Annotated in this window: 9 protein-coding genes; 7 read left to right on the forward strand and 2 right to left on the reverse strand. The window is 45.3% G+C overall.

What is annotated here, in order from left to right; genetic code table 11:
• Positions 1–90 precede the first annotated feature (90 nt).
• Entirely contained in the window at positions 91–1782 is a 1692-nt protein-coding gene (locus REC12_RS26210) for a putative hexosyltransferase (protein WP_308899366.1), read from the forward strand.
• A 69-nt stretch (positions 1783–1851) separates the two neighbouring features.
• On the opposite strand, the gene REC12_RS26215 is transcribed toward REC12_RS26210, so the two are convergent.
• On the reverse strand, positions 1852–2874 hold the full coding sequence (locus REC12_RS26215) for a DUF6385 domain-containing protein (RefSeq protein WP_308899367.1): 1023 nt from the start codon (positions 2872–2874) through the stop codon (positions 1852–1854).
• Between the two features lie 152 nt (positions 2875–3026).
• Here REC12_RS26215 and REC12_RS26220 point away from each other — a divergent pair, with 152 nt between their 5' ends.
• The 4 genes from REC12_RS26220 to REC12_RS26235 all read left to right on the forward strand — a co-directional run bounded on the left by REC12_RS26220 (position 3027) and on the right by REC12_RS26235 (position 9913).
• Positions 3027–4991: a glycosyltransferase gene (locus REC12_RS26220; RefSeq protein WP_308899429.1), complete on the forward strand. Its 1965-nt coding sequence runs from the start codon at positions 3027–3029 to the stop codon at positions 4989–4991.
• Positions 4981–6744: a glycosyltransferase gene (locus tag REC12_RS26225; RefSeq protein WP_308899431.1), complete on the forward strand. Its 1764-nt coding sequence runs from the start codon at positions 4981–4983 to the stop codon at positions 6742–6744. The genes REC12_RS26220 and REC12_RS26225 overlap by 11 nt, the downstream gene beginning before the upstream one ends.
• A gap of 23 nt (positions 6745–6767) precedes the next feature.
• Positions 6768–8297 carry a glycosyltransferase gene (locus REC12_RS26230; protein ID WP_308899369.1) on the forward strand — a complete coding sequence of 510 codons (1530 nt, stop codon included), beginning with the start codon at positions 6768–6770 and terminating at the stop codon, positions 8295–8297.
• A gap of 95 nt (positions 8298–8392) precedes the next feature.
• Positions 8393–9913 (forward strand): glycosyltransferase, encoded by a 1521-nt coding sequence (locus REC12_RS26235; RefSeq protein WP_308899370.1) that lies wholly within the window; start codon positions 8393–8395, stop codon positions 9911–9913.
• On the opposite strand, the gene REC12_RS26240 is transcribed toward REC12_RS26235, so the two are convergent.
• Positions 9910–10926 carry a DUF6385 domain-containing protein gene (locus REC12_RS26240; RefSeq protein ID WP_308899372.1) on the reverse strand — a complete coding sequence of 339 codons (1017 nt, stop codon included), beginning with the start codon at positions 10924–10926 and terminating at the stop codon, positions 9910–9912. The two genes, REC12_RS26235 and REC12_RS26240, sit on opposite strands and share 4 nt — an antisense overlap.
• 676 nt (positions 10927–11602) lie before the next feature.
• Between REC12_RS26240 and rd the strand changes: the two genes are divergently transcribed.
• The gene (gene rd / locus REC12_RS26245; protein WP_308899375.1) at positions 11603–11767 is read left to right on the forward strand and encodes a rubredoxin; all 165 of its coding nucleotides are present in this window, start codon (positions 11603–11605) and stop codon (positions 11765–11767) included.
• A gap of 30 nt (positions 11768–11797) precedes the next feature.
• The gene (locus tag REC12_RS26250; protein ID WP_308899377.1) at positions 11798–12181 is read left to right on the forward strand and encodes a desulfoferrodoxin; all 384 of its coding nucleotides are present in this window, start codon (positions 11798–11800) and stop codon (positions 12179–12181) included.
• Positions 12182–12197: the final 16 nt, after the last annotated feature.

Consider the following 12197-nt stretch of genomic DNA (forward strand, 5'->3'; position numbering starts at 1 on the left):
CAGAAAGTCTAGCGACCGGAGAAAGTTTCCGGCCGCAGACATGGCCGCAGCAGCGCCGGCATTTTAGAGCAAAGGAGTTGAGAAGGAACAGTGAAATTTAAAAGCAGCTTGGTATTGAAAATAGGCGCGGCTCTGGCCATCATAATCTCGCTTTCTTGGTGTCTTTATGTGATAGGCAGCCATGGTACCGGCGGTGCGGCAGCTCAAAGCACAAGAGTCCAAGGTTATCAGGACATAGGCCAAAATAATTCTCTGAACAGCCAAAATTCAGAGGGAGGAAGCCAGGGCCCATCTTCAGGAGGGCAGATTTCTCCACAAGGTCAAAATCAGTTCAAGTCGATGCCCGGTGATGGTAATGGTGACGGTAGTCGGGTTCCCGGCAATGGCCGATTTAAGGGGCGGCCCTCAGGTCAGGGCGGGTTTCCTATGGCAGGCGGAAAAGGGAGCAGTACAGGCAGCAATTACAGCGTTCAAATTGTAGTTTACTCTCTCCTGTTTTTCCTGGCGGTTCTTGCGGTTTATTTTGCCCTGGCGCGCCGGAAAGCAGGGAAGAGGTTGGAAATTCCTGCCGGCAACCGCAAGCTTTTAGTGGTGACTCTGTTCTGTGTGGGCTTTTTGCTGAGAATTGCGCTGGGTATTATGTTTTCAGGTCATTCTTCCGACCTCAGTCTTTTCAGATCCTGGGCTACCTCCGCGGCGAATAATCTTGCGCAATTTTATTCAGGACGCAATTCCAGTGATTATCCTCCCTTGTATATTTACGTGCTCTATATTATCGGCAAAGCCGGCAGTTTTACAGCCTTGAATCCTTATTTTACGATATTGTTGAAGCTCCCTTCAATTCTTGCGGATATGGGGACGGCTCTTCTTTTAGCGAAGCTGGCTCGAAAATACCTTTCCGCAGAACTAAGTATTCTGGCAGCGGCTTTTTATATTTTTAATCCGGCTGTTTTTGTCAATTCAACGATTTGGGGGCAAGTGGATTCGTTTTTTACGCTCATAGTTATGGCCGGGATTGTCCTGTTAACGGAGGAAAAACCGGTCTATTCCTCAATCTTTTTTACAGCGGCGGTCCTGATGAAGCCGCAGGGGATCATTTTCCTGCCTGTTCTGTTTTTTGAACTGGTAAAGCGCAGAAGTTTAAAGACTATTGTTCAGGCTCTCTTAATGTCGGCATTGGCGGCGCTTTTAATTGTATTTCCATTTTCGAGCAACCTAAACGTGTTTTGGATCATTAAACTCTTTACAAGTACCTTGGGAGAATACCCTTACGCCTCGGTGAACGCCTTTAACCTCTTTTATTTGCTGGGGGCCAATTATGCTAATGATTCTGCCAAGTTCTTCCTGCTCAGCTACCATGCTTGGGGCATGATCTTCATTGTTCTCACAACCTTAATAGCTTGGTTTGTCTTTGCCCGAGGGAAGGGTAAAACCTTCGCTGCGGCAGCGGCTTTGATCCTGATAGCCGGCGTGTTTATTTTTTCGACCAGAATGCACGAACGCTATTTGTTTCCGGCAGTGGCTTTGGCAATGCTGGCCTGGATTTATTTGCAGGATAAAAGGATAATTCTTCTCGCGGCAGGCTTTAGTGTAACATCCTTTGTCAACACCTATAGTATTCTTTGTCAAAGCAACAACGGCGGCAATCAGGCAGCCTTGAGCTTTATCCCCTTAGTGACGTCGGTTTTGAATGTGGGGCTGTTCCTATATTTGTTAAAAATTATGGTCGAGCTTTCAGTTAAAAAAAGCCGCGCTTGTAAGGCTTCTGCTCTCAGGGGCTGACAAGCGCGGGGAATGTTTAAAGAGCGCAAACCCCCACATTCAGTAGAGAATGTAGGGGTTTTTTTGCGGTTAAAGTTCACCCTGGAAGAAAATGTTTAAAGTGACGGCACTTGCTCCGTTAACCGCACTATAGTAAACACGGGCGTACTTGAGGAATATAGAGGAGACCAAAGTCGCCAAACCGTTTTGACTGAGGGTAACCGGTCCGGCTTCATTAATCCAGGTTGTAGAATCCGGACTGATTTGCAGCGAGACTAAGGCCTGGGCATTGGCCACAGTGGAGGCGTTGACTACGCCAAAGGTCCAAGTTTGTACACCAATGACATCATAAGTGGTGTCAGGACTGCCTGCAGTATCCGTAATATTGGCCCGGGTAGCCGAGACATCGGTTGTTCCTCTGGAAATGGCGAGTCCGGTTGAGGTTATTAAAAGTCCGTCGGCCGGGGCCGTTACGGCAAGACCGGTGCTGGTAATAGTTAAACCGTTTGTTGGCGGAGTGATCGCCAAACCATCGGCAGAGGCAGTAACCGTCAGGCCATTCACCGGGGCCGTCACAGCGAGCCCGGTGCTGGTAATGGTTAAACCGTTTGTTGGCGGAGTGATCGCTAAACCATCGGCAGAGGCAGTAACTGTCAGGCCATTCACCGGAGCCGTCACAGCAAGACCTGTGCTGGTAATGGTCAAACCGTTTGTTGGCGGAGTGATCGCTAAACCATCGACGGAGGCAGTGACTGTCAGACCATTGGCCGGAGCCGTCACAGCGAGTCCTGTGCTGGTAATGGCTAAACCGTTTGTTGGCGGAGTAATGGCCAAACCATCGGCAGAGGCAGTGACCGTCAGGCCATTGGCCGGAGAGGTTACAGCAAGGCCGGTGCTGGTGATAGTTAAGCCGTTTGCCGGTGGGGTAATCGCCAAACCATCGGCGGAAGCGGTGACCGTCAGACCATTAGCGGGAGCTGTCACGGCAAGACCTGTTGATGTGATTGCTAAATTGCCCGAGGAATCTGTGTTAAACGGGGTACTTGTGTTGCTGCCAAAAATCTGAACTTTGGCTTGTTCAGGTGTATCCTGAAATATTTTATAGTTAGGCAACTAGAATTTCTCCCCTTTCTAAAGTTAGTGCATATCATGGAATGAGCTGGATCTTAGCTGGTATAGCTTATTCCATTGAAATGGAAATTGTATACAAATTCTTTTGGTATAAATTCCTTTAATCCTAACTTAAAGGAGAAAGTGATTTGTCTATGTCAGGGAAAATAAGTCTATGTATGATTGTTAAAAATGAACAAGAAAATATTCGAAGGTGCCTGCAAAGTGCGGTCAACTGGGTTGATGAAATTATTGTGATTGATACCGGATCGACAGATAATACTTGTGAGATCGCCCGGACTTTCGGAGCCAAAATCTACTCTTTTCCTTGGGATAACAATTTCAGCACCGCCAGAAATGCCTCTCTTGAACAAGCAAGCGGGGACTGGATCTTATTTTTAGATGCTGATGAAGAACTGCAGTTAGACTATCCGCACGCTTTGAGTGACCTTGTTTCTACAGAGCATGAGGGCTTTTTTATAAAAATCATAAATTATATCGGTAAAGAAAACTGGGTTGAAACAAGCCCGGACTTGGTATTTCGCCTTTTCCGCAACAAACCGGAATACCGGTTTGCAGGAGCGGTTCATGAACAAATCGTTGATAAACTGTTGCTGAACAATCCTCAAGCCAGCTTCCAGATAGCCGGAGGTTTATCTATTCTGCATTATGGCTATTTAGAGCAGCAAATTAAGGATAAGGACAAGAAAAACCGGAACCTAAAACTCATTGAGGAAGAACTGAAACAAAAACCTAACGATTCTCTGTTGCTCTATCATTATGGAGTGGAGTTGTTTCGAGCGGAAAAATTTTCTGAAGCTGCCCTGGTTTTCATCCGGACAGCTAACGCTACAAAGCCGGAAACTATTTACTTTCCCAAGCTAATCCGTTACCTGGTTATGTCTCAGCAAAGCGCCCGGGAATATGCTCAGGCTCTCCATGCTCTTGAGTTAGGTTTGCAATTTTTTCCGGACTATGCCGATCTCTATTACTATAAAGGCTTAATTCATTTGGAACTGAAAAATTTCGCCCTGGCCCAAGAGGCCTTGCAAATGGCCGTTACAATGCCGGAGCAACCTCCTCAGTACGCTTCCTTTGGCGGGGTGAGAGGATTCAGGTCATTTTATCACTTGGGCAATATAGCGGAGCGCTTCTTAGATGAAGAAGAAGCTTTGAAGTATTATATTTTAAGTTTGCGGGACAATCCTGAATTCCGACATTCTCTGGAGAGGATTATAGGCATTTTAAATCCGGCCAAATATCCTGAGGATACCAAGGAAAGCTTAGAAAGAGTCTTTAAGTTTTGCTCCCCTCAGGCCAGCCTAATGCTGGCTGAAATTTATCTGAAGCAGGAATCCTATAAACTTTGCCTGGAACAATTAGAGAAGATCGCCGACCCAAGCCCGCAAAATAATCTTTGGAAGATCATCTGTCAAATCCAAGAAAAGAAACACTTTCCGGCCTTGCGAGCCCTGGCGGGCTATTCCCCGGATAACCCTTTATATCCCTTGGCAAAACTGAATGAGCTCATGTCTTACTGGATTCAAAATAAAAAACAAAAAAGTTTAGGCTTAATCTCTGAATTGAAAGACCTGAAACTTTCTGCGGAGACCGGCAAGGTGCTTGATCTAATCGCACGGAATATCACCCACACGAGCACCTTCCCTTACAAATTTGCGGGTGAGGGATGGTATTTGCTTCAAGATATTATAAAACGTCTGGTCTATCTTAAAGACATTGAAAAAGTAGAGGATCTGCTTGGTAAGACCGATCTGAAATCCGCTGATGAGCAAACAATTTTAAATTTGGCCAGATCTTTGCTGAATCAAGGTTATTCTCAAACGGCTAAAGAATGTTTGAGCTCCCTGGCTGAGATCAAGGACCCGGAAACCTATTATCTTTTGGGGGAAATTGCTTTAGTGCAGAACAATTATGCCGAGGCGGAAAACTACTTTTTACAAGCAATTCATCTCACCGAAGATGAACCGAAATACTATGTGAAATTAAAGAACTTGTATCAAGAGTGGCGTTCTGATTTATTAAAGAGGGCTCTTGAGCGTTATCCCGAGGAAGAGATATTTCGTTCTTGGCAGGGAGGTCAGAAGGTTGATGGACGATAGGATTTCCCTGACCATGATCGTTAAAGATGAACAAGCCCATTTAGCAGCCTGCTTAGACAGGGTCCGAGATCAAGTTGACGAAATCATTATTGTCGATACGGGTTCTGCGGATGATACAGTGGCAATCGCCCGACGCTATACCCCTCATGTTTTTTTATATCCCTGGAAGGGCGATTTCAGTGCGGCACGCAACTATGCGATTTCTAAAGCAAGCTGTGCCTGGATCTTTTGTTTGGATGCCGATGAAGTTTTCCTCCCGGAGACGGGAAATCTCAGAGAGATCCTGCGCAAGCATCAAGGCTGCGAGGCTTTCTTGCTCCCTCTAGAAAATCCTACGGTTGATGCTGCCGGTTATGTTAATCGTTTTCATGTTCTCCGTTTATTCAAAAACAAGGACTGCTATCGCTTTTTCGGAATTATTCATGAACAGGTAAAGGTTCGGGATGCCCGTTTAGTCCAAATTGTCCAAGGTCCTATCCTTCGCCACCGGATTCCTTCTCCCACTCTGCGCAAGCGAAAACGCGCCCGCAACCTGAAGCTTTTGCACAGAGCTTTGAGTCGGGACCCGCAAAATCCTTTTCTTCATTATTATCTTGGGCTTGAATGGCTCATGTTGAACAAACCTGAAAAATCCTTGCCCTATCTGAAAGTATCTTACGAGCTGCTAACGGACGATAATCTTTTGCTGAAGGCACCTGCTTTGCGTTGCCTGGTTATTTGTTTAAAGAGCCTGGGTAAGTTTGAAGAAGCACTCATCCTCTGTTTAGAGGCTGATTTTAAATACCCGGAATTTACGGACATCTATTTTCTAGCGGGTACCCTTTGGGCGGAGAAGGGGGAATTTGCTTTAGCCATAAAATGGCTGAAGCAGGCCTTGCAGTGTGGAGAGCCGCCGGCTGTTTACAGTCATATGCTGGGTGCGGGAAGTTTTCTCAGCCATTATTATTTAGGCTACTGTTATGACATGCTGGGAGATGGGGAAACCGCCTGCCGGCATTATGAAGCTGCCCTCGCTTTAAATTCCCAATACACCTTGCCACTCCCTAACTTATTTCTGAATTTGCGGGTAAGGAAAGGGTTTCTCGCGGCCTATAACTATTTTGCTGACCAGGGCTTCTTCGACAATCTGGAGTTTTCTTTGATCCTGGCGGAAGAGTTCTTTCAAGCCGCTTACCCCGGCTGGGCGAAAGAAATTCTGCAAAGACATGTTTTTGAACTGGAAGCCAAGGGTAAATCATTCTTCTATCAGGTTTTCTTTAACTTAGGCAGGTATGCTTTATGTGCCGGAGAACTGAAAAAAGCCCGGGATTTTCTGGGCGAAATTCCGCCGGAGAGCGAATTTTATGGTCAAGGGCAAGTTGAAGTGATATTTAGCCTGCTCCTGGGCGGCTATTACAATGAAGCAAGAGACAGAGCGCTGAGCCTTTGGCAGCAAGGTAAGCTGCGGGCGGAAGCCTATTTAGCGTTGAAGCTTATAAAAGGAATGCAAAATGAGGATGTTAAGCTGCTGCTGCCGGAAACGATTCGGGGGTGCGATTTGAGCACGATAGGTCTTGCCTGGTTCAGAGAGATGTTGGGATTCCTGCCGCCATTGAGCTGGAGCCCTCAATATTCTTGTTTCCTGCGTTCTCTGCAGTCCTTATTAGTTAACCTTTCCCCGCAATCCGCTGGGGAAATGATCAATTTAATCGCGGAAAAGAAAAAAGAGACTGAAGCGTCTTTTAAGTATAAATTTGGCGGGATATTGCCATGAACAATTCAGGGGTGAGCTTGTGTATGATCACTAAAAACGAAGAGGATTTTATCTCTGCGTGTTTAGAGAGCGTCGAGAATTTGGTTGAAGAAATAATTGTGGTCGATACCGGTTCCACGGATCGCACCCCTGAATTGGTATTGGCAAAAGGAGGTAAGCTGCTGAGGCTTGCCTGGAATGAGGATTTTGCCCGGGCCCGCAATGCTTCCTTACTCCAGGCTTCATGTCCCTGGATCTTGGTTCTGGATGCCGATGAGATTTTAGAACCTGTAAATCAAGATTATTTTAGGAGCCTTCTTGAAGACGAAACAGCGGAAGGTTATTTCCTGAATATCGTAAGTGTGAACGAGGATGGATCTGAGTTAAATAAAGACCAGGTTGTTCGTTTATTTCGCAATAAACCCGAATATATCTTTGAAGGAGCTATTCATGAGCAAATTGCGCCCAGTATCCTGCGGTATTCAGGAGGGGAAGGCCTGCGGCTAGCGGAGCTTTCCCTGAGGCATCTGGGCTATGCCGGCAAGGTTATCTCCCGGAAGGGAAAAACCAGCCGCAATAGGCAAATTATCCGGAAACAGCTTGCGAATAATCAGAAGGATAAATTTTTGTGGTATTGCTTAGGTCTTGAGTGTTATCAGGAAGGCAATCTTGAAGAAGGTTTAAGTCATATGCATAAGGCTCTCAGGCTAATGTCCGGCTCTGAAGGGTATTTTAGCGACCTTCTCCTGGCAATCGGCTCAGGATATCTGAAATTAGGCGAGTGGGAGAAGCTTTTGAGCTTCACGGAGCAGGCCTTGGTTATGTTGCCCCATAATCCGGATTTTTTGGCTTTAAGTGGTCTGGCCAGCTTAGGATTGGGAAACTACCGGGAGGCCGCAAAGAATTTGGAAATCGGCCTTCAAGCGGGAGATATCAGCCTTATCCCGGTTTCCAAATTGTATAGTTTGCTTGGAGATCTCTTTAACCTTCAAGAAAACTCTTCTGATGCGGAGAGCAACTTAGTCCCCTTGGAATTCTATCTTTGTGCCCTTAAATCGGCTCCTCATGATTTATACCCTTTAGGCCAGATAATCGGGCTATGGCAGAAGTCTTTGGAGATTTTTAACCTTACAGAGGTGAGCCAGTTTATTACTCCAGATAAGCTGCTTTATTTATACAATCAAGTAGAGCATGGAGAAGAGAAATATCAAGTTTTAGCCCCAATTTTGCTGTTGTTGGGTATCTGGCAAAAAGTCCCGCCCAAGGATGCCTTAGTGGAATCCACATCGCCCCAAGTGGGCGGGGAGATTGGCGGGGAACTGTTTTTTCTGTGCAAGGAGTTGGTGAAAAGCTTAAACCGTCAAGCTTTTCCCACAGGTTTGGCTGAGAGCCGGAAGGGTTTACTAATCCTTGCGGCCAAGGAATTAGAGATCAGAGGAGAAATGTTGAAGAGAACGTTTGCTTTAAATATGACCTTGTTTTTGGCAGAGTTTCAGAGTCTGCTCAGAAAGCTCCTGTATTTTTATATCAAGGCAGCTATGAACCCTTACGTTCCCGCTCTTTTTCAAGCATAACTATTTAGTGTCAGAGTTGGGTGCCTGTTCGAAAGCAGAGGCATTTTCTGCTTAGATGTTTTACTTTTTCTCCACACTAAAGGAGGCGGAGTCTATTGAAGCGTGTGTTGTTGGCAAGCCCGGTTAAACAAAAAAAGGAAATCCTTTGTGAATTTTTAGAGTCCCTTGACCGCCTGATTCTTGAGGGAATTTCTTTGGACATGGTTTTTATTGACGATAATAACAATCATAAGCTTCTGTTAGAATACCGGAAGGGGAAAGGGAATGTCTTAGTTTTAGCTGAGGATGGAAATGACAGTTATGTTTGTGATGAAACTACTCATCGCTGGCAAGAAAGCCTTATCTGGAAGGTAGCGGAATTGAAGAACCGCTTTCTCGCTTTGGCCCTTGAGGGAGATTATGACTATCTCTTTCTTGTCGATTCAGACCTTTATCTGCAAGCGCAAACCTTGATTCACTTGATTAGTCTCGGCAAAGACATTGTTTCGGAAGTTTTTTGGACTCGCTGGGAGCCTGAGCTGCCACCGCTTCCTCAAGTCTGGGTGGGAGACCAGTACCGTCTCTTTGCACTGGAGCGTGAAGAAGAGCTTAGCGATCAGGAGAAAAGCAAGAGAACTCGGGAATTTCTGAAGATGTTAAAGCTACCTGGGACTTATAAGGTAGGAGGACTTGGCGCTTGTACGCTTCTCAGCCAAAAGGCTTTACAAGCTGGGGTATCCTTTGAGGAAATTTATAATCTGGGATTTATCGGGGAAGACAGGCATTTTGGCATCCGGGCCGTTGCTCTGGGGTTTGAACTCTATGCCGATACTCATTATCCCCCGTTCCATATTTACCGGGAATCGGAATTGTCCAATCTAACTGCTTTCAAACAGTCTAAATCCCTCGCGCGTCCGCTTGTGTCACTCAAGAGAACAAAAGGCTTATTAACCTTAGCCATGCTTGTCCGCAATGAGGCTGAGCGTTATCTCGAACAGGTTCTGACACAGGCTAACCAATTGGCCGACTATGTCGTTATTTTAGATGATGCCAGCGAAGATAAGACTGTAGAACTCTGTGAGGAAATTCTCGCCGCAACTCCCCACCGTATCCTCTCTCAGCCTGTGGCGGGATTTAATAATGAAGTGATACTGCGGAAAAAACTTTGGCAGATGGCCATGGCCTCTGAAAGCGAGTGGATTCTGATTTTGGATGCGGATGAAATCTTTGAAACAAAGGCGGTCACGGAACTTCCTCAGCTCCTGGGAAATGCCCGGGGAATTGATTGTTTTTCTTTCCGGCTTTATGATATGTGGAACGTAAATTATTATCGCGAAGATCAGTATTGGCAAGCCCATAAGGTTTACCGTCCTCTGATAGTCAGAAAGATACCTGACTTTAAAGAGAAATGGCAGGAAACTCCCCAGCATTGCGGACGCTTCCCCTTGAATATTGCGGAGTTAAAGGGTGCGGTCAGTGATTTGAGAGTTAAGCATTTAGGATGGCAGAAAGCCGAAGACCGGTTAAGGAAATATTATCGGTATAAGGAGCTTGACCCTCAGGCCCTATATGGGATTAAAGAGCAGTATGAGTCGATCCTTGCTCCTCAACCCAATTTAATACCTTGGGCAGACTAGCTTTGTCCTTGAAACCAAATTGTCAAAGAAGTCGGTATACTAGCCCGATATACTAAACGGTTAAAGCGCAAGAACCTATTGGGGGTAAAGACCGACAACTCTCCGGGGGAAACAGTCTGAGCTTGAGTATCGACGGACCAGACTGTTCCTTCAGGGCTTACCTCAAGATTCATTTGCGCTGCTTCGGAACCGGTATTCAAAACTGCAAAAGAATAAACACTATAATTAGAAACATCTCTTGCTGAACTGGGCTGTGGAGCAGAAGCTGCTTCTACATTTTCTACATAATCAATAAATTTTCTTCCGGCAATCCGAACAAGCATTGAACCGTCGGGGGAAGATAAAATATTGTTTCCCGAACTGCTGTAAACTCTCACTCCATCTTGGGCAGGGGTCAGGTTTCGGATATCGCCAGTCACGTCGGCGTGAACTTCGACATTTACCGGCGGAACCGGACCCATAATCTTTACCGGCACGATACCTTGAATCTGGCCCACGGATTCCACATGTCTGACATAGATCTGTCCTTTATCATCCAGCCTTAAAACCCGCAAAGGATAAAGACGGTAAGCGCTGATATCATAGATTACAAGCTTGCCCTGCCCCAGAATACCGGCCTCAATCCGCAATGCTGTTGTCCCGACGGGAGTTGCCAATACTTTATTAAAGGTCTGGGGCTCGGCACTAGGGGTCAATGAAAAAGCCAGTTGCTGAACGGCCCCCAGATAAATTCGAGCATAAACAGGGACGCCGGCGGGTTCGGTATTGAGGGTTATCCGGAGTTCCCAGCGCTGATTTTCACCGGCCTGTACCGGGACATTGACTGCTTGCATAATCCCCGCTTTTGGTCCGCCGGGATGTTCAATTTCTATAGCCCGGCTTTCGCCCTCCTGCTCTAACCATTTCCAAATTGTCGTCTGATCCCCGCCGCTTTTATCCCAACCATCAGGAAAATTCCCCATCTCATTGGGATAGTTAAAGAGACTATTATAGACTTGGTTAACCAGATCCACTCTACCACCAGCCCTTTTAAAGATGTGCAGGCTTAAGTATTTCTATTGCATACTATATTCAAGACGGTTCAGGACTGTTAAATACATTTTGGTTTTAAGAGCCTGCTTCAATATATAAAGATATAAAGGCGCAAAAGCGACGTTGGCTGACGTCGCTTTTGCGCAAAAATGACTCTTATAATAGAGAATTTAATTGAGTTAAGTTTAGAGAATAAGTAAGTGAATAAATTATATAAGCAAGCCAAACATTGAACTATATTTAATCCCTAAGGTAATATTGACTTTCTTCATCAATAAGACACCTTGGAAATAGCATATGGATTTATGCTTAATATTCATTTATAATCTAACCAGCGCCTAAAAACGTATGTTTTGAAATTTATGCCAGACGATTCTCTTAAATTAAACCCCATTTATTCACTTGATGGCTCAAGGTCTGTAAACTTCTTAATGGTTATAAATAGAGCATAAAAATTAAATCATTTAGGTAAAACGATGGGGATTAAGCAGGCGAGCTATACCAAGTTCTGTTGAGTCGTAAAATGTCGAATGTGCGCGGAATATTTTGCTTGATTTATAATTAAAATAATTATAAAATATAAACAAGTTAAGCGATCTCAAAGTATTTTCTGATCAATAATTTAGAAAGTACTTATAAATTTAAGGAGGAATACGAATGAAGAAATATCAATGTTCCGTATGTGGATATGTTTACGATCCGGCTCTGGGAGATCCCGATTCGGGGATTGCTCCGGGGACTCCGTTTGAAGATATCCCGGAAGATTGGGTTTGCCCCATATGCGGTGCTGCTAAAGATCAATTTGAACCCTTTGAGGGCTAGTCTGAGAAGGATAATTATGGAGGGATTGAAATGACGAAATTACGCGAGATGTATAAATGCAGTGTCTGTGGCAATGTGATTGAGGTTGTGCATCAAGGGGCTTCGGCCTTGGTCTGCTGCAATACGCCGATGGAGAAGCTTGAAGCTAAGGCAGAGGATACAGGTAGAGAAAAACACGTTCCGGTTCTTGAAGCTTCAGGAGACGGAATCTTGGTTAAAGTGGGCAGCGTGGAACACCCGATGGAAGAGAAGCATTCCATACGCTTCATTGAAGTCCTGACGAAAGATCAGGTCATTCGAGCGGAATTAGTACCCGGACAAAAACCCGCTGCGGAATTTTCAGTCAAGCCGGAGGAAGTTTTAGAGGTCAGAGAGTACTGTAACTTACACGGTCTGTGGAAAATTAATAAGTGATGAGGAGGATTACTAT

Origin of the sequence: Candidatus Desulfosporosinus nitrosoreducens (genome assembly GCF_030954495.1) — a bacterium.
Classification (GTDB): Bacteria; Bacillota; Desulfitobacteriia; order Desulfitobacteriales; family Desulfitobacteriaceae; genus Desulfosporosinus; species Desulfosporosinus nitrosoreducens.